Annotated in this window: 9 protein-coding genes; 5 read left to right on the top strand and 4 right to left on the bottom strand. The window is 61.4% G+C overall.

Translation table 11 applies throughout. The annotated features are described in order from the left end of the window. Positions 1–8: 8 nt before the first annotated feature. From atuC to K5E40_RS00185, 3 genes are read right to left on the bottom strand one after another with little or no spacing between them, the layout of a single operon-like run. Positions 9–1,625 (bottom strand): geranyl-CoA carboxylase subunit beta, encoded by a 1,617-nt coding sequence (atuC, locus tag K5E40_RS00195; protein WP_221729160.1) that lies wholly within the window; start codon positions 1,623–1,625, stop codon positions 9–11. A 3-nt stretch (positions 1,626–1,628) separates the two neighbouring features. Continuing rightward, a complete protein-coding gene (locus K5E40_RS00190; RefSeq protein ID WP_221729159.1) occupies positions 1,629–2,498 on the bottom strand; it encodes an SDR family oxidoreductase in 870 nt (289 codons plus the stop codon). 12 nt (positions 2,499–2,510) lie between these two features. Next, on the bottom strand, positions 2,511–4,301 hold the full coding sequence (locus K5E40_RS00185) for an acyclic terpene utilization AtuA family protein (protein ID WP_221729158.1): 1,791 nt from the start codon (positions 4,299–4,301) through the stop codon (positions 2,511–2,513). Positions 4,302–4,485: 184 nt separating this feature from the next. Here K5E40_RS00185 and K5E40_RS00180 point away from each other — a divergent pair, with 184 nt between their 5' ends. The 3 genes from K5E40_RS00180 (at position 4,486) to K5E40_RS00170 (ending at position 7,099) form a co-directional block, all read left to right on the top strand. Continuing rightward, a complete protein-coding gene (locus K5E40_RS00180) occupies positions 4,486–5,109 on the top strand; it encodes a TetR/AcrR family transcriptional regulator (protein WP_221729157.1) in 624 nt (207 codons plus the stop codon). A gap of 92 nt (positions 5,110–5,201) precedes the next feature. Beyond that, a complete protein-coding gene (locus K5E40_RS00175) occupies positions 5,202–5,999 on the top strand; it encodes an ABC transporter substrate-binding protein (RefSeq protein ID WP_221729156.1) in 798 nt (265 codons plus the stop codon). A gap of 86 nt (positions 6,000–6,085) precedes the next feature. Then, positions 6,086–7,099 carry a GNAT family N-acetyltransferase gene (locus K5E40_RS00170; RefSeq protein ID WP_221729155.1) on the top strand — a complete coding sequence of 338 codons (1,014 nt, stop codon included), beginning with the start codon at positions 6,086–6,088 and terminating at the stop codon, positions 7,097–7,099. A 137-nt stretch (positions 7,100–7,236) separates the two neighbouring features. On the opposite strand, the gene K5E40_RS00165 is transcribed toward K5E40_RS00170, so the two are convergent. Beyond that, the gene (locus tag K5E40_RS00165) at positions 7,237–7,791 is read right to left on the bottom strand and encodes an RNA polymerase factor sigma-70 (protein WP_221729154.1); all 555 of its coding nucleotides are present in this window, start codon (positions 7,789–7,791) and stop codon (positions 7,237–7,239) included. A gap of 366 nt (positions 7,792–8,157) precedes the next feature. Between K5E40_RS00165 and K5E40_RS00160 the strand changes: the two genes are divergently transcribed. Both K5E40_RS00160 and K5E40_RS00155 read left to right on the top strand, forming a co-directional pair. Continuing rightward, complete coding sequence (locus K5E40_RS00160; protein ID WP_221729153.1) at positions 8,158–21,156, top strand: non-ribosomal peptide synthetase; 12,999 nt, start codon at positions 8,158–8,160, stop codon at positions 21,154–21,156. Positions 21,157–21,277: 121 nt separating this feature from the next. Next, positions 21,278–22,093: an alpha/beta fold hydrolase gene (locus K5E40_RS00155; RefSeq protein ID WP_221729152.1), complete on the top strand. Its 816-nt coding sequence runs from the start codon at positions 21,278–21,280 to the stop codon at positions 22,091–22,093. Positions 22,094–22,101 lie beyond the last annotated feature (8 nt).

The raw sequence follows: 22,101 nt of genomic DNA, 5'->3' as shown, positions 1-22,101 counted from the left end.
CGTGGCGGTCAGAACCGGCTGACGCCGAAGCTGTTGGGTTGCAGTGCGCGTATGTCGGCTTCGTGGCAGATATCCAGCAGATAGCCGAGCAGGGTGCGGGTGTCACGCGGGTCGATCAGGCCGTCGTCCCACAGGTTGGCGCTGCCATAGAGTGCTGTGGATTGGCTGTCGAGTTTCTGCGCGGTGGCCTGTTCGAGCATGTCGAGCATTTTCGGATCAGGCGTCAGGCCGTCCTTGAGCTGCTTGGCTTCGGTGACGATGCGCAGGACTTTACCCGCCTGAGCCCCACCCATCACGGCCGTGCGGCTGTTGGGCCAGGCGAAAATGAAGCGCGGATCGAGACCGCGCCCGCACATCGCGTAGTTGCCGGCGCCGTAAGAGCCGCCCACGACAATCGTCAGTTTAGGCACCCTGGCATTGGCCACGGCTTGAATGAGTTTCGAGCCATGTTTGATCACGCCTTGCTGCTCCGACTCGGTGCCGACCATGAATCCGGTGGTGTTGTGGAAAAACAGCAGCGGCGTCTGGCTCTGATCGCACAGTTGAATGAATTGCGCCGCTTTGCTCGCGCCGTTGGGGGTGATCGGGCCGTTGTTGCCGATGAACCCGCAGGCACGTCCCTGAATTCTCAATTGGCCGCAAAGGGTTTGCTGATCGAATTCGCCTTTGAATTCGAGGAAGCAGGATTCGTCGGCGATGCGCGCGATGATTTCACGCACGTCGTAGGGCTTTTTCGGGTCGTTCGGTATCAGCCCCAGCAACTCGTCGATGGGGTAGAGCGGCTCTTTATATTGCGGTTCCGGCAACCACGGCAGTTGCTCGTTCCACGGCAGCATGCGCAGGATTTCGCGCACCTGGCGTACCCCGTCGGCATCGTTTTCGGCCAGGTATTCGGCAGTCCCGGCAACTTGCGCGTGCATCTCGGCGCCGCCCAATTCTTCATCCGTGGCGACTTCGCCAGTGGCGGCTTTAAGCAAAGGGGGGCCGGCGAGGAACAGCTTGGCCTTGCCGCGCACCACCACCACGTAATCCGACAACCCGGGTTGGTACGCGCCGCCAGCCGTGGCCGAGCCGTGTACGACGGTAATCTGCGGTAAACCCATGGCCGACATCCGCGCCTGATTGGCAAAACTGCGTGCGCCTTCGACGAAAATCTCCGCGGCATAATTGAGGTTGGCGCCACCGCTTTCGGCGAGGGTGATGACCGGCAGTTTGTTCTCCTGAGCGATCTGTTGCAGACGCAGGGATTTTTTCAGACCGCTCGGCGAGATCGTGCCGCCCTTGATCGCACTGTTATTCGCCACCACCAGCGCACGAATGCCAGACACGTAACCGATGCCGGCAATCAAGCCGCCACCGGCCGCGCTGCCATCCTTGTCGTCGTGCAGTTTGTAACCGGCGAGGCTGGCCAGTTCGAGAAACGGAGCACCGGGGTCTAGCAGCAGGTTCAGGCGTTCTCGGGGCAACAGTTGGCCGCGCTTGTCGAATTTCGGCTTGGCTTCGGCGGCCTTGTTCAACAGGTTCTGTTCGAGTTGCTGGACGTGTTCGATGGCGGCGATCATCGCTGCGCGGTTGCGGGCGAATGCTTCGCTGTGCGGGTCAAGTTGGGACTGGATCTGCGCCATGGCTTACTCCTTGTCCTGCAAAACGTCGGGAAGGTACGCACGGTGGAAACCGTTGAATGACTCACTGTGGGTCGCCTTGTGCAACGGCCATGCACGGCAGCCGATGCTGGCGGCACCATCGATTTTCAGCGTGCTGCCACTGATGAATGCCGCTGCCGGGCTGAGCAGAAACACAATCGCCGCGCTGACTTCCGATTCGGTGCCGATGCGCTTGAGCGGCACATGTTCACGCAGGGTCGGGATCACCGCTTTGAACGCACCTTCGTAGGTGTCCATGCCACTGGAGGCGATCCAGCCCGGCGCGACCGCGTTGACTCGCACCCCGGCGTATCCCCACTCGAAGGCGGCAGTTTTGGTGAAGTTGTCCATGCCTGAACGCGCGGCGCCCGAGTGGCCCATGCCGGGCATGCCGCCCCACATGTCGGCGAGCATGTTGACGATGTTGCCACCGTGTTTGCTCATCGACTGGTTGAACACTTCCCGGGCCATCAGGAAACCGCCGACCAGATTGGTGCGTAGCACGGTTTCGAAACCTTTCTGATTGATCGAGGCCAATGGCGACGGATATTGGCCGCCGGCATTGTTGACCAAACCGTGGATCGGCCCGTGCTCGACGATCAGCACCTTGACCAATTCCTTCACCGCCTCTTCATCGCGAATATCGCAAGCCTTCCAGTGTGCACGGCCACCGTCCTCGGCGATTTCGGCGGCGACCTTCTGCAGCTTTTCAGGTTTGCGTCCGACCAGCAGCACCTTGGCACCGAGCGCCGCCAGTTCATGGGCGGTGCAGCGACCGATGCCGCTGCCGCCGCCAGTGACGATGATGGTTTGGCCGCTGAACAAATCGGCTCTGAAAATCGACGCGTAAGCCATGCAAACAATCCTCTAGTCGAGCTGTTCGGCGATGCTCTGCGGCACCGGGATCTGGATTTCCAGCAGTTGCTGGGCGAAGGCTTTGCCTTGCGGATCGATACGCAGACTGGCCACGCCACCGCCGCCGAGAGCGTTTTCCAGGAGAAAATTCAAACTGTGGGTGCCCGGCAGGTACCAGCGTTCGACCCGACCGTGGAGCGGGTCGAGGACGTGGCTCATCCAGTCGACGATGACCGCCGGGGTCAGCGCTTCAGCGATCCATGGCAGGTATTCAGGCTTGCGCGGCATCACACCGATGTTGCTGTGGTTGCCCTTGTCGCCAGAGCGCGCCACGGCGAGTTTCACCAACGCGACGCTGGCGTCGGCGCGGCCCTCAGGTTTTGGTGGTTGATCGGCGATGGGCAGGTTCTGGCTGTCGAGAGCAATCAATGCGGGCAGGGCGCAGGGATGGCGCTCGCCGGCCATGTCGATTTGCAGGGTGCAGGCACTTTTATCAATCAGGAACGAGAACAGACGAATGACCGGGTACACCGTCGGCCGGCCGCCGACGATGCCGGTGAGACCCGGCGCCATACCCGTGGCAGCCTGGGCGATCTCCCGGGAGAACAGGATCAGCGCTTGCTTGTTTGGATGGCGTACAGCCAGTTTGATCAACACCTCTCGCGTGTCGCGACGCCGGCCGTGGGGGCCATAAGTGGCTTCACTGCCGAGCAGTTCGATGCTGGTTTCGCTGTAGGGCGCCCAACCACGCTGGCTGAACATCTGCGCAGTCTTGTCGATAATTGCCTGACTGACGCGGCGCGCCTTTTCCACCGCGTCAATGCCGGCGATCAGGCAACTGGCGGTGCAGCGGAAACCGTCCGGGTACGTGGCACTGACTTTGTATTTGTCACTGGGCGGCAGGCCTTTGGCACCCCGCACATGCACCCCGTTTTTGCCTTGCTGCTGAAGTTTGACCTGACTGAAATCGCAGACCACATCGGGCAACAGGTACGCCTGTGGATCGCCGATTTCATAGAGCAACTGCTCGCCGACGGTCAGCGGCGTCACCAGTCCGCCGGAGCCCTCGGGTTTACTGACGATGAATTGGCTGTCGGCACTGACCTCTACGATCGGGAAGCCGATGTGCTCGTAATCCGGAACATCGCGCCAATCGGTGAAATTACCGCCGGTACATTGCGCACCACATTCGATGATATGCCCGGCCAGCGAGGCTTGGGCGAGCTTGTCGTAGTCTTGCCACGACCACCCGAACTCGTGCACCAGCGCTGCGCTGACCACGGCACTGTCGACCACCCGCCCGGTGATGACGATGTCGGCGCCCAGGCGCAGTGCCTCGACAATGCCCGGCGCGCCGAGGTAGGCGTTGGTCGATACGCACATCGGTGGCAGCGGGGCGCCGCTGAACATCTCGGTGATGCCTTGGCCGGTGAGTGACTTGAATTGCGCTTGCAGGTCATCGCCCAGCAGCACGGCGATTTTCAATGGGGTGCCAACCTTGTCGCAGGCGGCTTGCAGGGCGGCGGCGCAAGCCAGTGGATTGACCCCGCCGGCATTACTGATGACACGGATTTTCTGCTCGGTCAGTTGCGGCAGTAGCGGCGTCAGCACGTCGATGAAGTCGCTGGCGAATCCTGCCTGTGGGTCTTTCATGCGTGCGCCAGCCATGATCGACAGGGTGATCTCGGCCAGGTAATCGAACACCAGATAATCCAGGCGTCCTCCTGCCACAAGCTGAGCGGCGGCGGTCGACGTGTCACCCCAGAAGGCACTGGCGCATCCGATGCGGACGGTGGTTGGCATTTTTATCTCCGACTCAGGAACCTGCGACAGAAGTGTCTGGAGGCTACCAAGCAAGCGCTTGGTTTGTAAACACTTGAAACTATCTTCTGCCCGAGCGCTTGCTTGGTCGCCGCCAGCGGCTTAAATTGCGCGCAACCCTGCGGTTTCAGGGGGCAACAGACTGATCGACTGTAGGAGAGAACGGGTGGACGAGCAAAAAGCCCTCAGGGTCATGCGCGAATTGGTCGATGCAGGCCAGTTGACCGACCCGGACAGCGCCCGCGGCAAACTGCTGCAAGTGGCGGCTCACCTGTTCCGCAACAAAGGCTATGAACGCACCACGGTGCGCGATCTGGCCGGCGCGGTGGGGATTCAGTCGGGCAGCATTTTTCATCACTTCAAAAGCAAAGATGAAATTCTCCGTGCCGTGATGGAAGAAACCATTCGTTACAACACCGCGTTGATGCGCGCAGCGCTCGCCGAAGCGACCAGCGTGCGTGAGCGGGTGTTGGCGCTGATCCGTTGCGAGTTGCAGTCGATCATGGGCGGCAGCGGCGAAGCCATGGCGGTTCTGGTCTATGAATGGCGCTCTTTGTCCGAGGAAGGTCAGGCCAAGGTTCTCGCGTTGCGCGATGTCTATGAAGACATCTGGCTGCAAGTGCTCGGTGAGGCCAAGGACGCCGGGTTTATCCGCGGCGATGTATTTATTACCCGACGTTTCCTCACTGGCGCATTGTCCTGGACGACCACTTGGTTTCGCGCAGGTGGCAGTTTGAGCCTTGATCAGTTGGCGGATGAAGCCCTGATTCTGGTCCTCGAAGAGCGTTGAGGCGCTTTCTATCCGTCCGGGAAACTGGCTAACTGGGCAAAACCGCCTAGCTTGAATGCATTGATCGATATTTTTTCGGGGAGTGGGGTGTTTTGAAGTCTTCGCCAATTCGCACAGTCGCGGGGTTAGTGCTCGCAGTGCTGGCTGCATTATGGGTATTGCCCGCTCAGGCAGCGCAATTGGTTCGGGTCGGCGCGGCGCATTTTCCGCCTTACACCGTTCGCCCCGAAAATGGTGCCGATACCGGTCTGTTACCACAGTTGGTTGAGGCGCTTAATCGCCTGCAAAGCGACTATCAGTTCGTGCTTGTGCCGACGTCGATTCCCCGACGTTTCGGCGATTTCAAGCAAGGCCGGATCGACATGGCAATCTTCGAGAACCCTGACTGGGGCTGGAAGGAGATTCCCCACACCGACGTCGACATGGGCCTTGAAGATGCCGAGATCTTCGTCGCGCAGCGCGAGGCTGGTCGCCAGCAGAACTACTTTGCTGACCTCTCCGGCAAACGCCTGGCGTTGTTCAGTGGTTATCACTACGAATTTGCCAACTTCAACGCCGACCAAAAATTCCTCACGCAGCACTTCAACGCCACGCTCACCTATTCCCACGACAGCAACCTGCTGATGGTGCTGCGCGGGCGGGCGGATATCGCGCTGGTGACCCGCTCCTATTTGAGTGATTACCTGCTGCGTAACGAAAAAGTGCGCGATGAGTTGTTGGTGTCGCAACGCATTGATCAGGTCTATCACCACTACGCCATTCTTCGCCCGACCGCGCCGATCAGTGGCGAAGCGTTCGGCAAGCTGCTACAGGGTTTGCGCGACAACGGCGAGATGCTGAAGATTTTCCAGCCGTACCAGATTGCCGTGGTGCCAGTGCCTCATCACTGAGGCACTGATTGACCTCCAAACCTAAATTTCCCCTCTCGGCCCACGTTCCATCGTTTAACTGTCGACGATTACCGTGAGCCCGACCCATGTCCAAGCTGAATGACCTGACTGCCCTGGCCTTGCCATCGGGCAGCCAATTGGTAGCCGATGCAACCGAAAGCCGTCTGAGCCTGAGTCTGGAAGGGCAACCGTTGATTCGCCTGCGTCTGGATCGTGTGGCCAAGGGGCCGATCCAGATCGATGAGCGTTTTGCCCTGCCGCCAGGCCAGGCGCTGTGGGCTGCCTGTTACTGGCTGTTCGCGCGGGACCCGGAGTGCCAGCAATTGACCTGGCAACTGGATCAGCCGCCGACTGAGGCCTTGCTCAGCGGTTTGCTGGTGAGCACCGACGTGGCGGGTGAATACCGCTGCGAACGCACGCTGTTCTGGCAACTGCCGCAACCGTGGCTCGGCGCTTCGCTGACCGGCAGCTATCCGCAGCAAATGGTTGTCAGCGCTGGCAAGCGCCATCCGTTGCGACCGATGAAGCCGCGCGGCGAGGTTTATCGGCGTTTTGATGCGCGCCTGGGCGCTTGGATTTCCCTGCGTACCGTCGAAATCGAAGCAGACCTGCCGCGCTTCAATCGCTGGCAGAACAGTCCGCGGGTGGCCAGTTTCTGGCAGGAAGAGGGCAGCCTTGATCAGCATCGCGAATACCTGAGCAAGCTTGACGTCGACCCGCACACCCTGACCCTGATCGGTTGTTTCGATGATCAGCCGTTTGCCTATTTCGAAGCCTATTGGGCCAAGGAGGATCGCATTGCACCGTTCTACGACGCGGACAATTACGATCGTGGCATTCACATGCTGGTGGGGGAGGAAGATCACCGTGGCCCGCACAAAGTGGCGAGTTGGTTATCGGCGCTGGTGCATTACCTGTTTCTCGATGATCCGCGCACTCAACGGGTGGTCGCTGAGCCCCGTGCAGACAACGCGAAGATGATCGGCCATATGCAGAACCAGTGCTTTCATTGCGAGAAAGAGTTCGACTTCCCGCACAAACGCGCAGCGCTGATGATTCTGGGGCGTGAGCGGTTTTTTGATCGATGCAAATTGGCTTGATGATCGGGCCTCAGGATCAGGGTGATCCAGAGGCCGCCTTCGCGAGCAGGCTCGCTCCCACAGGGGGCTGATGAACAAGACAAATCCAGTGTGGGGGCGAGCCTGCTCGCGATTGGGAGCGCTGAAAACTCTACGGGTTAGCGACCACCCACCGCCACGGCATCCCGACGACTGCCCGAGACCTTGCGGCAGTGCACCAGCGCATCACGAATCATGAAGTTGACCAGGGTCGGCGAAACGCCGAGTTCCTTGGCGATGTCCTTTTGCGGCACACCGTGCAAGCGGTACATCTCGAATGCATAGCGAGTGCGGCTGGGCAGCTCGGTCAGGGCGTCGGCGATGTGTTCCAGGGTCGAGAAGTTGATGTGCGAGATTTCCGGGGAGGCCCCCTGAATGACCACGTTCAACCCTTCCTCTTCAGGGCCGGAATACTTCTGCTCCAACGCCTGTTTGCGGTAGTGATCGATGGCCAGGTTGCGCACGATCTGGAACAGGTAGCTCAGTTGAGCCTTGATCGACGAGGTGATCTGTGGCGCTGATTGCAGTCGGAAAAACGCATCCTGCACCACGTCTTCGGCCCGCGATCGGCAGCCGGTAATGCGCGCTGCAATTTTGACCAGAATCAGTCGGTTGTCGACAAAGGCCTGAAGTAGCGGTGAATCGCACCTGCCTGTGGATACTTGTTCCGTCATGGAAATCACCTTGCTGCCAATAGGTTAGTGGGGCGCCTGGGGGAGGGGCGTCCTACACATCGAGCGACAAATTATGTTGAATGATAATGATTGTCAATTGAGAAAGAGAATTAATGATCCATCAAGGTGCGGTCTGAGAACTGCGGCACGCCGCCGCACTCCGGTCCCATTGGCTAGCCCGCTTGGCGACTAATTATTTCAAGACGTCATCCGTTCTCATTGGTGAATGGTTGCGGGTTAACAATCCCAACCAGACAGCATTCCCATGCCTTGCGCGGTCGGCGTAGACCGCGCCCTGCATGCCCTCGAAGGGCGTGACGCAGCAACCCGATTCCACTAGCAAGCCGAATTCAGGCAGGAAACCAAATGACCGACGCGTTAGAACTCCCCAGCACCCTGGTCCACGCCCTCCAGCGCCGCGCGGCCCTGACGCCGGATCGACTGGCCTTGCGTTTTCTCGCCGAAAACGAAGAGCAGGCTGTGGTGCTCAGTTATCGCGAACTCGATCAGCGTGCGCGCAGCATTGCTGCTGCGTTGCAGGCCGAAGCCGAGTTTGGTGATCGCGCGGTTCTGTTGTTTCCCAGCGGTCCGGATTACGTCGCGGCGTTCTTTGGTTGTCTGTACGCGGGGGTGATTGCGGTACCGGCCTATCCGCCGGAGTCTGCTCGTCGTCACCATCAGGCGCGATTGCTGTCGATCATCGCCGACGCCGAACCGCGTCTGTTGCTGACCAGCGCTGATCTGCGTGACGCCTTGCAGCAGATCGAAGGGGCGCCGCCGTTGCTGTGCGTCGACACCCTCGACAACGCTCTGGCCGAGCGTTGGGTTGAACCGACCCTGCCGCCGGATCACATCGCCTTCCTGCAATACACCTCCGGCTCCACCGCGTTGCCCAAAGGCGTGCAAGTCAGCCACGGAAATCTGGTCGCCAACGAATTGCTGATCCGCCACGGTTTTGGTATCGACGTGAACCCCGACGACGTGATCGTCAGTTGGCTGCCGCTGTACCACGACATGGGGCTGATTGGCGGTTTGCTCCAGCCGATTTTCAGCGGTGTGCCGTGCATCCTGATGTCGCCGGCGTACTTCCTCGGCCGGCCGTTGCGCTGGCTCGAAGCGATCAGCCAATACGGCGGCACCATCAGCGGCGGGCCGGATTTCGCTTACCGCTTGTGCAGCGAGCGGGTCAGCGAATCGGCGCTTGAGCGTCTCGACCTGAGCCGCTGGCGTGTGGCGTATTCCGGCTCCGAGCCGATCCGCCTCGACACCCTGGAGCGTTTCGCCGAAAAGTTCACCGTGTGCGGTTTCAGTGAAGACAGTTTCATGGCCTCGTACGGCCTGGCCGAAGCCACACTGTTTGTTGCCGGCACACCGCGCGGCACGGGCATTGCTGCGCTGCGCGTGGACGATCAGGCGCTGGCACAAAACCGCGCCGAGCCTGGTGACGGCAGCCCGATCATGAGTTGTGGCATCAGTCAGCCGGAACACGCGGTGCTGATCGTCGACCCCACCCGTCTTGAAGAACTTGCCGATAACGTCGTCGGTGAAGTCTGGGCGGCCGGCCCGAGCATTGCTCAGGGCTATTGGCGCAACCCCGAGGCCAGTGCCAAGACCTTCGTTCAGCACGCCGGTCGCACATGGCTGCGCACGGGTGACCTGGGTTTCATCCGCGACGGTGAGCTGTTCATCACCGGTCGGTTGAAAGACATGCTGATCGTGCGCGGTCACAACCTGTATCCGCAGGACATTGAGCAAACCGTCGAGCGCGAAGTGGAAGTGGTGCGCAAGGGGCGCGTGGCCGCGTTTGCGGTCAGCCAGGATGGCGAAGAGGGCATCGGCATTGCCGCAGAAATCAGCCGCAGCGTGCAGAAAATCCTGCCGCCCGAAGCGCTGATCAATGCGATTCGCCAAGCGGTGGCCGAGGCTTGTCAGCAAGCACCGAGCGTGGTGGTGCTGCTCAATCCGGGCGCGTTGCCGAAGACGTCCAGCGGCAAACTTCAGCGCTCAGCCTGCCGCCTTCGTCTGGCCGATGGCAGCCTCGACAGCTACGCGGTGTTCCCTTCGGCTGCAGCCTCAAGCAGCGAACCGGCCGTGCCAACCACTGACCTGCAAGCCCTGATCGGCAACATCTGGGCCGAGCAATTGAACGTCAAACAGGTCAACAACGATGACCACTTCTTCCTGCTCGGCGGTAACTCCATCGCCGCCACCCAAGTGATCGCCCGTGTTCGCGAAGCACTCGGCCTGGAACTGAACCTGCGCCTGCTGTTTGAAGCGCCGACCCTGTCTGCTTTTGCCGCCGCCGTGGCGCAACAGCAAGAGGACGGCGGCCACGCTCAGGGCGCAATCACCGTTGTGCCGCGCACTGAGCCGATGGCGCAATCGCTGGCACAGAATCGTTTGTGGATCACCTGGCAACTGGACCCGCAAAGCAGCGCTTACACCATTCCCGGTGCCTTGCGTTTGCGCGGTGAGCTGGACGAAGACGCCTTGCGCCGCAGCTTCCAGCAACTGATCGAACGCCACGAATCCCTGCGCACGCGCTTCTTCGAACGTGACGGTGTGGCCCTGCAGCAAGTCGATGCGACGGCTCAATTCAACCTGCAACGGATCGACATCAGCGATCTGCCAGTCCATGCGCGTGAAACCCGTGCGCAACAAATCCGCGAGGACGAAGCGCGCACTCCCTTTGATCTGCAAAAAGGTCCGTTGCTGTGGGTGAAGCTGATTCGTCTCGATGACGAAGACCACCAACTGCTGGTGACGATGCATCACATCATCGCTGATGGCTGGTCGCTGAACGTGCTGATCGATGAGTTCTCGCGCCTGTATGCCGCCGCCTCGCAAGGCGCCACCGCTGATCTCGCGCCGCTGCCCACTCAGTACGCCGACTATGGCAGTTGGCAGCGTCAATGGCTGGCGCAAGGCGAGGGCGAGCGGCAACTGGCGTACTGGAAAGAGCAGTTGGGCGATGAGCATCCGCCTCTGGCACTGGCCACCGATCATCCGCGTTCGGCTCAGCAACTTCATAGCGCCGCACGACACACGGTGCGTCTGAGCGTCAGCCTCAGCGAAGCGATCCGCAACACCGCGCAGGCGCACGAAGCGACGCCGTTCATGCTGTTGCTCTCGGCATGGCAGAGTCTGTTGCACCGCTACAGCGGCCAGCGCGATATTCGCATCGGAGTGCCCAATGCCAACCGTCCGCGCCTGGAAACCCTGGGCCTGATTGGCTTCTTCATCAACACCCAAGTGCTGCGCGCGGAAGTCGATTCGCGCTCGTCGTTTCTCCAATTGCTGGCCCAGACCCGCCACGCCGCACTCGGTGCTCAGGCCCATCAGGATCTGCCGTTCGAACAACTGCTCGAAGCCTTCCCGCAGGCCCGTGAGCAAGGCCTGTTCCAGGTCATGTTCAACCACCAGCAACGCGATCTGAGTGCGCTCAAACGTCTGCCGGGTCTGCTCGCCGAGGAGCTGCCGTGGCACAGCCGCGAAGCCAAGTTCGATCTGCAGTTGCACAGTGAAGAAGACCGCAACGGGCGCCTGACCCTGTCCTTCGACTACGCCAATGAGCTGTTTGACGCCGCGACCATCGAGCGTCTGGCCGAGCATTTCAGCAACGTGTTGCGTGAGGTCTGTGAACGCCCGCAACAAGCCATCGGCGACCTGCAACTGTTGGCTGCCGACGAGCACGATCAACAGCAACAGTGGAGCGTTGCGCCGTGTGCTCCGGCGCAACAATGGTTGCCGGAACTGCTCAATGAACAGGCACGCCAGACCCCTGAACGCAGCGCACTGGTGTGGGAGGGCGGTAGCCTCGACTTTGCCCAATTGCACGCCCAGGCCAACCGCCTCGCGCACTGCTTGCGCGACAAAGGCGTTGGCCCGGATGTCTGCGTGGCCATCGCCGCCGAGCGTTCGCCGCAACTGTTGATCGGCCTGCTGGCGATCATCAAGGCAGGCGGCGCCTACGTGCCGCTGGACCCGGATTATCCGGCCGATCGCTTGGCCTACATGCTCAGCGACAGCGGCGTTGAACTGCTGTTGACCCAGACCGCACTGCTCGACCGCTTGCCGGCCAGCGCGGGTGTCAGCGTCATCGCCATGGACGCGCTGCATTTGGAAAACTGGCCAAGCGAGGCACCGGGCCTGCGCCTGCACGGCGACAACCTTGCCTATGTGATTTACACCTCCGGCTCCACCGGCCAACCCAAAGGCGTCGGCAACACCCACGCGGCGCTCGCTGAACGTTTGCAATGGATGCAGAACAGCTATCGCCTCAACGAAACCGACGTGCTGATGCAGAAAGCGCCGATCAGTTTCGACGTGTCGGTGTGGGAGTGCTTCTGGCCGCTGATCACCGGTGCCCGTTTGCTGATCGCCGGCCCCGGCGAGCACCGCGATCCGCATCGCATCGCCCAACTGGTTCAGCAGTACGGCGTGACCACGCTGCACTTCGTGCCACCGCTGCTCGCGTTGTTCATCGACGAGCCGCTCAGCGCCGAGTGCACCAGCCTGCGTCGGGTCTTCTCTGGCGGTGAAGCCTTGCCGGCGGAGCTGCGCAACCGCGTGCTCGCGCAATGGCCGGTGGTCCAACTGCACAACCGTTATGGCCCGACCGAAACCGCGATCAACGTCACCCATTGGCATTGCACCCGCGCCGATGGCGAGCGCTCGCCGATTGGCCGACCGCTGGGCAATGTGGTCTGCCGTGTGCTCGACGCCGATCTCAATCCAGTACCGGCCGGTGTACCCGGTGAACTGTGCATCAGTGGTAGCGGTCTGGCCCGTGGTTATCTCGCCCGCCCGGCACTGACCGCCGAACGTTTCGTGGTCGATCCATTGGGCGAGCAGGGCGCGCGGCTGTACCGCACTGGCGACCGCGCACGCTGGACGTCGGCTGGAGTGATCGAATACCTCGGCCGTCTCGATCAGCAGGTCAAACTGCGCGGCTTTCGCGTAGAACCGGAAGAAATCGAAGCGCGTCTGCTCGCTCAGGACGGCGTTGCCCAAGCCGTGGTGCAGGTGCGCGAAACCGCCGCTGGCGCGCAACTGATCGGCTACTTCACCGCCCTTGATGGCCGCGAGGATCAGGACGCGCAGATCATTCGCCTGAAAACCGCATTGGCCGCCGAACTACCGGAGTACATGGTCCCGGCGCAACTGATGCGTCTGGACGAAATGCCCCTGAGCCCAAGCGGCAAACTCGACCGCCGCGCCTTGCCAGAGCCGCAATGGCAAGTGCGTGAACACGTCGAGCCGGTCAGCGAACTGGAACGGCAAATCGCCGCGATCTGGCGCGAAGTGCTCGGTCTGGCGCAAGTCGGTCTGCGCGACGATTTCTTCGCCCTCGGCGGCCACTCGCTGCTGGCCACGCAAATCATCTCGCGTACTCGTCAGGCTTGCGACGTCGAACTACCGTTGCGCGCCTTGTTCGAACACAGCGAACTCGGCGACTTCGCCGAGCAGATTCGCCTGATCCAGGTCAGCGGCCGCACCAACCAACAACCGCCGATTGCTAAAGTCGACCGTCGCCAAGCGGTGCCGCTGTCCTACTCACAGCAACGCATGTGGTTCCTCTGGCAAATGGAACCGGACAGCCCAGCGTACAACGTCGGCGGCATGGCGCGCGTGCGTGGCGTGTTGCATGTCGAGCATTTCGAGGCGGCATTGCAGGCGCTGATCCTGCGCCACGAAACCCTGCGCACCACGTTCCCCAGCGTCGACGGCGTGGCCCGTCAGCAAGTGCATGCCGAAACCGGTGTACGCATGGGCTGGAAGGATTTCTCCCAACTCGCGGCTGACGTGCGTGAGCAAAACGTCCAGCAACTGGCCGACGAAGAAGCGCACCTGCCGTTCGACCTGGAAACCGGTCCGTTGCTGCGCGCCTGTCTGGTCAAGACCGCCGAGCAAGAGCATTACTTCGTCCTGACCCTGCACCACATCGTCACCGAAGGCTGGGCGATGGACATCTTTGCCCGCGAGCTCAGCGCGTTGTACGAGGCGTTCATCGATGACCGCGATTCGCCGCTGGAACCGCTGCCGGTGCAATACCTCGACTACAGCGTCTGGCAGCGCGACTGGCTGGAGTCCGGCGAGCGTCAGCGCCAACTCGACTACTGGACCGCGCAATTGGGCCGCGAACACCCGCTGTTGGAACTGCCGGGCGACCGTCCGCGTCCGCCGGTGCAAAGCCATCAGGGCGAACTGTTGCGCTTCGATCTGAGCGACGATCTTGCTGCTCGGGTTCGGGCATTCAATGCGCAAAACGGTCTGACCCTGTTCATGACCATGACCGCCGCTCTCGCCACGCTGCTCTACCGCTACAGCGGCCAGACCGATCTGCGCATCGGCGCGCCGGTGGCCAACCGTATTCGTCCTGAAAGCGAAGGGTTGATCGGTGCGTTCCTCAACACGCAGGTGCTGCGTTGTCAGCTCGACGGGCAGATGTCGGTCGGCGAGTTGTTCGACCAGGTTCGTCATACGGTGATCGAAGGCCAGTCGCATCAGGATCTGCCGTTCGATCATCTGGTCGAGGCCTTGCAGCCACCGCGCAGCGCTGCCTACAACCCGCTGTTTCAGGTGATGTGCAACGTGCAGCGCTGGGAGTTCCAACAGAGCCGCACGCTCGCTGGCATGACCGTCGAATACCTGGCCAACGATGCGCGGGCGACCAAGTTCGACCTCAACCTGGAAGTCACCGACCTCGACCATCGCCTCGGTTGCTGCCTGACCTACAGCACGGATTTGTTCGATGAGTCGACCATCGCACGCATGGCCAGACATTGGTGCAACCTGCTCGAAGCACTGATCGCCGATCCGCAACAACGCCTCAGCGAGCTGCCGCTACTCGATCAACCTGAACGCCAGCAATTGCTCGACAGCCTCGGCGTCGAGCCGGGCGAGCATCGTCTCGATCAATGCATCCATCACCTGTTCGCCGAGCAGGCTTTGGCGCGAAAAGACGCACCGGCCCTGACTTTCGCCGCACAGACCCTGAGCTACAGCGAACTCGATGCCCGCGCCAATCGTCTGGCCTGGGCGCTGCGTGAGCGCGGCGTCGGGCCGCAAGTGCGGGTTGGTCTGGCGCTGGAGCGTTCGCTGGAAATGGTCGTCGGTCTACTGGCGATCCTCAAGGCTGGCGGCGCCTATGTGCCGCTGGATCCGGAATACCCGCTCGATCGTCTGCATTACATGATCGAAGACAGCCGTATCGGGCTGCTGCTCAGTGACCGCGCCATGTTCAAAGCCCTTGGCCAATTGCCATCGAACGTGGCGCGCTGGTGTCTTGAAGATGACCGCGCCGCACTGGCCGATTACCCGGCCACCGAGCTGCCCTTCATTAGCCTGCCGCAACATCAGGCGTACCTGATTTACACCTCGGGCTCGACCGGTAAACCGAAAGGCGTTGTGGTCTGCCACGGTGAAATTGCCATGCACTGCCTCGCGGTGATTGAGCGTTTTGGCATGCGTGCGGATGACTGCGAGTTGCACTTCTATTCGATCAACTTCGACGCCGCCACCGAGCGTCTGCTGGTGCCGTTGCTCAGCGGTGCGCACGTTGTGCTGCGGGCGCAAGGGCAGTGGGATGCGCAAGAAATCTGCGGGCTGATTCGCCGTCATCGCATCAATGTTCTTGGCTTTACCCCCAGCTATGGCAGCCAGTTGGCGCAATGGCTGGCGACGCAAAACGAAATCCTCCCGGTACGCATGATCATCACCGGTGGCGAAGCGTTGACCGGCGAACACCTGCAGCGCATTCGTGCAGCGTTCAAACCGAGCCTGTTCTTCAACGCTTATGGCCCGACCGAAACCGTGGTCATGCCGCTGGCGAGTCTCGCTCCCGAGGTGCTGGAAGAAGGCGCCGGCAGCGTGCCGATCGGCAGCGTGATCGGCGCGCGCGTCGCTTACATTCTCGACGCCGATCTGGCGCTGGTGCCGCAAGGCGCGACGGGTGAATTGTTCGTTGGCGGCGCGGGACTGGCTCAGGCCTATCACGACCGTGCGGGCATCACCGCCGAACGGTTTGTCGCTGACCCGTTTGCGACCGATGGCGCACGCATGTACCGCACCGGCGACCTGGTGCGCCAGCGCGCCGACGGTCTGGTGGAGTACTTGGGGCGCATCGATCATCAGGTGAAAATCCGTGGTTTCCGTATCGAGTTGGGCGAAATCGAAACGCGCTTGCTCGATCACGACGCGATCCGTGAAGCGGTGGTGCTGGCACTGGACGCGCCGAGTGGTCAGCAATTGGTGGCCTATCTGGTGACGGCGGTTGCCGAGCAAGGCGAAGCCAGACAGGCCGAGTTGCGTGAAGCGCTCAAGTCCCATCTGAAGGCAAAACTGCCGGATTACATGGTGCCGACGCACCTGATCCTGCTGGCGAGCATGCCGCTGACGGCCAACGGCAAACTCGACCGCCGCGCCTTGCCGGCGCCGGATCCGGAGCTCAATCGTCAGGACTACGTTGCCCCCGGCAGTGAACTGGAGCAGACCCTGGCGCAGATCTGGTGCGAAGTGCTTAACGTCCAACGGGTCGGCCTCAACGACAACTTCTTCGAACTCGGTGGCGACTCGATCCTGTCGATTCAAGTGGTCAGCCGTGCGCGCCAGCAAGGCATTCATTTCAGCCCGCGTGATCTGTTCCAGCACCAGACGGTGCAGACGCTGGCCGCCGTGGCCAGTCGCACGCAGCAGGTGACGGCCGAGCAAGGTCTGGTTGTTGGTGAGTCGCGTATGACGCCGATTCAGCGCTGGTTCTTCGACACTGACATCCCTGAGCGTCAGCACTGGAACCAGGCATTGTTGCTGGAGCCGACCGTGGCGCTGGAGCCCCATCGTCTGGAGCAAGCGCTGTGGGCGGTGATTGGGCAGCACGACGCCTTGCGCCTGCGTTTCAGCGAAGTCGCAGGCGAGTGGCAAGCGACGCATCAAACGGTGTCTGAAACGGCCGTGTTGTGGCAGGTGCGTGTCACGTCGATGGACAAGTGCGAAGCGCTGTTCGCCGATGCCCAGCGCCGTCTCGATCTGCAAAACGGCCCGTTACTGCGCGCCTTGCTGGTCGATGGTCCGCAGGCGCAGCAACGCCTGTTTATCGCCATCCATCACTTGGTGGTCGACGGTGTGTCGTGGCGTGTATTGCTCGACGATTTGCAAACCGTGTATCGCCAACTCGACAGCGAGCAGTCGCTGAAACTGCCCGCAAAAACCAGCGCCTTCAAGGACTGGGCGGCGCGTTTGCAGGCTTACGCCGGCAGCGAATCCCTGCGTGAAGAATTGAGTTGGTGGCAGTCGCAACTGGCCGGCCCGAACGCTGACTTGCCGTGCAAACACCCGCAGGGCGGCCAACACAATCGTCACGCACAAACCGTCAGCGTGCGACTCGATGCCGAGCGCACCCAGCAGTTGCTGCAACAGGCACCGAGGGCCTATCGCACCCAGGTCAACGATCTGTTGCTGACTGCGTTGGCCCGTGTCCTGTGCCGCTGGAGCGGTCAAGAATCGGCGTTGATTCAACTCGAAGGCCACGGCCGTGAAACCCTGTTCGACGAGATCGACCTGACCCGCACGGTCGGCTGGTTCACCAGCGCCTATCCATTACGCCTGACCCCGCACAACATCGAAGAGGCGGCCGGGCAGGGCGCTTCGATCAAGGCGATCAAGGAACAACTGCGCGCCGTGCCGCACAAAGGTCTGGGCTATGGCGTGCTGCGTTATCTGGCCGATGACGTCTGCCAGCGCAGCATGGCGGCGTTGCCGAATGCGCCGGTCACCTTCAATTACCTCGGTCAGTTCGACCAGAGTTTCGGCAGCGATGCGCTGTTCCGCCCGCTGGACGAGCCGGTCGGGGCTGCCCACGATCCACAGGCGCCGCTGCCGAACGAGTTGAGTGTCGACAGTCAGGTCTATGGTGGTGAACTGCTGCTGCGCTGGACTTTCAGCGCCGAGCGTTACAACGCGCAGACCATCAACGATCTGGCCGATGCCTACCTTGGCGAATTGCAAAGCCTGATCGCTCATTGCCTGCAAAGCGAGGCCGCAGGCCTGACGCCGTCGGACTTCCCGCTGGCCAGGCTAACCCAGGCGCAACTCGATGCCTTGCCGGTGCCGGCCGCGCACATCGAAGACGTCTATCCACTCACGCCGATGCAGGAAGGCATGCTTCTGCACACCTTGCTCGAACCGGGCACCGGTCTGTACTACATGCAGGATCGTTATCGCATCAACAGCGAACTCGACCCCGAGCGTTTCGCTCAGGCCTGGCAAGCGGTGGTCGCCCGTCACGAAGCGTTGCGTGCGTCGTTCTGCTGGAACGTTGGCGAAGACATGCTGCAAGTGATCCACACACCGGGCCGCACGCCGATCGAATATCTGGACTGGAGCGCCATCGCCGACACCGAGCAGGAACCCAAGTTGCAAGCGCTGCTGAAAAGCGAGCGCGAGGCCGGCTTCGATCTGCTCAATCAGGCACCGTTCCACCTGCGTCTGATCAAGGTCGGCGCGGGGCATTACTGGTTCATGATGAGCAACCACCACATCCTTATCGATGCCTGGTGCCGTTCGTTGTTGATGAACGATTTCTTCGAGATCTACACCGCCCTCGGCGAAGGTCGTGAAGCGCAGTTGTCGGTGCCGCCGCGTTATCGCGATTACATCGCTTGGCTGCAACGCCAGAGCCTGGCCGAGGCGCGGCAGTGGTGGCAGCAGAATCTGCAAGGGTTCGAACGCACCACGCCGATCCCGAGCGACCGTCCGTTCCTGCGTGAGCACGCCGGTGAAAGCGGCGGCATGATCGTCGGCGACCGCTACACCCGCCTTAATGTCGAGGACGGTGCGCGTCTGCGTGAACTGGCGCAGGCCCATCAACTGACCATCAACACCTTTGCCCAAGCGGCGTGGGCACTGGTGCTGCGACGCCTGAGCGGTGATCGCGACGTGCTGTTTGGCGTCACCGTGGCCGGGCGCCCGGTGGACATGCCACAGATGCAACGCACCGTTGGCCTGTTCATCAACAGTGTCGCGCTGCGGGTGCAGATGCCGGCGGACGATCAGCGCTGTGGCGTGCGTCAGTGGCTCAGCGGTCTGCTCGACAGCAACATGCAACTGCGCGAATACGAATATCTGCCGCTGGTGAATATCCAGGAACAGAGTGAATTACCCAAAGGCCAGCCGCTGTTCGACAGCCTGTTCGTGTTTGAAAACGCGCCGGTAGAAGTCTCGGTGCTGGACCGGGCGCAGAGCCTGAATGCGACCTCGGATTCGGGCCGCACCCACACCAACTTCCCGCTGACGGCGGTGTGTTACCCGGGCGATGACCTCGGCCTGCATCTGTCTTATGACCAGCGTTATTTCGACGAATCGACGGTCGAGCGCATGCTCGGCGAGTTCAAGCGACTGCTGCTGGCGCTGGTTGACGGCTTCCATGGCGACATGGCCGATCTGCCGCTGCTCGGCCGCGAAGAACAAGACTTTCTGCTTTACGGTTGCAACCAGAGCGGGCATGACTATCCGCTGGAGCACAGCTACGTGTCGCTGTTCGAAGCGCAGGTTGTGCAACATCCGCACCGCATCGCCGCCAGTTACCTTGATCAGCAACAGAGTTATGCCGAGCTGAACCACAATGCCAACCGCCTGGGCCATGCATTGGTAGCGGCCGGCGTGCAGAGGGATCAACCGGTGGCGTTGCTGGCCGAACGTAACCTCGATCTGCTGGGCATGATCATCGGCAGCTTCAAGGCCGGTGCAGGTTATCTGCCGCTGGACCCGGGCCTGCCGAGTCAGCGTCTGCAACGCATCATCGAACTGAGCCGCACGCCGGTGCTGGTCTGCAGCGAGGCGTGCCGTGAACAGGCGCAGGTCTTGCTGGACGAATTCAGTTGCGCCAACCGCCCACGGTTGTTGGTCTGGGAAGAGATTCAGACCTTGGCGACATCGATGGAAAACCCGGGCATTCACAGCGGCCCGGACAACCTCGCTTATGTGATCTACACCTCGGGCTCCACCGGTTTGCCGAAGGGCGTGATGGTCGAACAGCGCGGCATGCTCAACAACCAGTTGAGCAAGCGCCCGTACCTCGATTTGAGCGAGGCCGACGTGATCGCACAGACCGCTTCGCAAAGTTTCGACATTTCCGTCTGGCAGTTCCTCGCCGCGCCGCTGTTCGGGGCGCGAGTGGACATTGTGCCGAACACCATCGCTCATGATCCGCAAGGTTTGCTGGCGCATGTGCAGGTGCAGGGCATCACCGTGCTGGAGAGCGTGCCGTCGCTGATTCAGGGCATGCTGGCCTCGGATCACCTGAGCCTCGACGGTCTGCGCTGGATGCTACCGACCGGCGAGGCGATGCCGCCGGAGCTGGCGCTCCAATGGCTGCAGCGTTACCCGCAGATCGGTCTGGTCAACGCTTACGGCCCGGCGGAATGTTCCGATGACGTGGCGTTCTTCCGTGTCGACATGGCCTCGACTCGCGGCAGCTATCTGCCGATCGGCACACCCACCGACAACAACGTGCTGTATCTGCTTGATGGCGCGCTGGAACTGGTGCCGTTGGGTGCGGTAGGTGAATTGTGCGTGGCCGGCACCGGGGTCGGGCGCGGTTATGTCTGCGATCCGCTGCGCACAGCACCGGTGTTTGTACCGAATCCGTTTGGTGCGCCGGGTGAGCGTCTGTATCGCACCGGTGACCTGGCGCGACGTCGCAGCGATGGCGTGCTGGAGTACGTTGGCCGGGTCGATCATCAGGTGAAAATTCGCGGTTACCGGATCGAATTGGGTGAAATCGAAGCGCGTCTGCACGAACAACCGGAAGTGCGCGATGCGGCGGTCGGGGTGCAGGAGGGCGTCAACGGCAAGCACTTGGTCGGCTATCTGGTTGCGGCGGATTCCGCGCTCAACCCGAACGAACGTCTGGAGCGCATCAAACAACGTCTGCGCAGCGAATTGCCGGAATACATGGTGCCGCTGCACTGGTTGTGGCTTGCGCAGTTGCCGCTCAACACCAACGGCAAACTGGATCGCAAAGCTTTGCCTGCGCTGGAGATCGGTCAGTTGCAGAGCCGCGATTATCGGGCGCCACGCAATGAGCTTGAGCAGACCCTGGCGGGTATTTGGGCTGAGGTGTTGAAGGTCGAGAAGGTCGGTGTGCGCGACAACTTCTTCGAGCTGGGCGGGCATTCGTTGCTGGCCACGCAGATTGCTTCGCGGGTGCAGAAGACCCTGCAACGCGACGTGCCGCTACGGGCGATGTTTGAGTGCAGCACGGTCGAGGCGCTGGCCGAATACATTGAGGGGCTGGCGGCCAGTGATATCACCGAGGAGAAGGTGGATCGCTTGAATGATCTGATGGCGCAGCTGGAGGGTTTGTAGTCTCTGGCGTCATTGAACTCAACACACTTCAACCGCCACATTCGAGTACATTTTCAAGGTTGACGACCCCGAACCGGCAGCTCAGTCTGCCGGTTCACTTTTTTACCGCGCAGGTGAATCGATGCCCTTTTTCAAGGTGGACGGACAAGCACTTCATTACATTGATCAAGGCACAGGCCCGGCCGTGTTGCTGGCCGGCAGTTATTTGTGGGACCAGGCTATGTGGGCGCCGCAGATCGCCGCGTTATCGCCGCACTATCGAGTGATTGCGCTGGATCTATGGGGGCACGGCGAGTCCGGACGTCTGCCCGATGGCACTCAATCGCTAGATGACATCGCCCGTCAGGCGCAGGCGTTGCTTGATCATCTGGACATCGACAAGGTCACGCTGGTCGGGCTGTCGGTGGGTGGCATGTGGGGCGTGCGTCTGGCGCTGTCGGCACCGCAGCGGCTCAAGGGGTTGGTGCTGATGGACACTTACGTCGGCGTCGAACCCGAGCCCACCCGTCAGTACTACTTCTCGCTGTTTAAACAGATCGAAGAAACCGGGGAAATCTCGGAACAGTTGCTCGACATCGTCGTGCCGATCTTCTTCCGGCCGGGCATTGATCCGCAGTCGGCGTTGTATCAGGATTTTCGCGCAAAACTCGCGGCTTACACCTCTGACCGGCTACGCGAAAGCATCGTGCCGATGGGGCGCATCACCTTTGGTCGTGATGACCTCCTGCCGCGTCTGAGTGAGCTGAATGCAGCCACCACACTGGTGCTGTGCGGCGATCAGGACAAACCACGACCACCGTCGGAAGCGCAGGAAATGGCAGAGCTGATCGGTTGCCCTTGGGTACTGGTGCCGGAGGCGGGGCATATCTCCAATCTGGAGAATCCGGCGTTTGTGACTGAGGTGCTGTTTAACTTCCTGAGTGAGCGCAACGGTTAGACCGCGTC

Source organism: Pseudomonas baetica (assembly GCF_019733355.1).
In the GTDB taxonomy this organism is placed as follows: Bacteria; Pseudomonadota; Gammaproteobacteria; order Pseudomonadales; family Pseudomonadaceae; genus Aquipseudomonas; species Aquipseudomonas baetica_A.
Note: the sequence above shows the minus strand (reverse complement) of the source record. Positions and strands in the feature narration are given on the sequence as shown.

Excerpts from the sequence above, each read along its gene's own strand:
- atuC (WP_221729160.1), bottom strand. The coding sequence starts at position 1,625 with ATGGCGCAGATCCAGTCCCAACTTGACCCGCACAGCGAAGCATTCGCC.
- K5E40_RS00190 (WP_221729159.1), bottom strand. The coding sequence starts at position 2,498 with ATGGCTTACGCGTCGATTTTCAGAGCCGATTTGTTCAGCGGCCAAACC.
- K5E40_RS00185 (WP_221729158.1), bottom strand. The coding sequence starts at position 4,301 with ATGCCAACCACCGTCCGCATCGGATGCGCCAGTGCCTTCTGGGGTGAC.
- K5E40_RS00170 (WP_221729155.1), top strand. The coding sequence starts at position 6,086 with ATGTCCAAGCTGAATGACCTGACTGCCCTGGCCTTGCCATCGGGCAGC.
- K5E40_RS00165 (WP_221729154.1), bottom strand. The coding sequence starts at position 7,791 with ATGACGGAACAAGTATCCACAGGCAGGTGCGATTCACCGCTACTTCAG.
- K5E40_RS00160 (WP_221729153.1), top strand. The coding sequence starts at position 8,158 with ATGACCGACGCGTTAGAACTCCCCAGCACCCTGGTCCACGCCCTCCAG.
- K5E40_RS00155 (WP_221729152.1), top strand. The coding sequence starts at position 21,278 with ATGCCCTTTTTCAAGGTGGACGGACAAGCACTTCATTACATTGATCAA.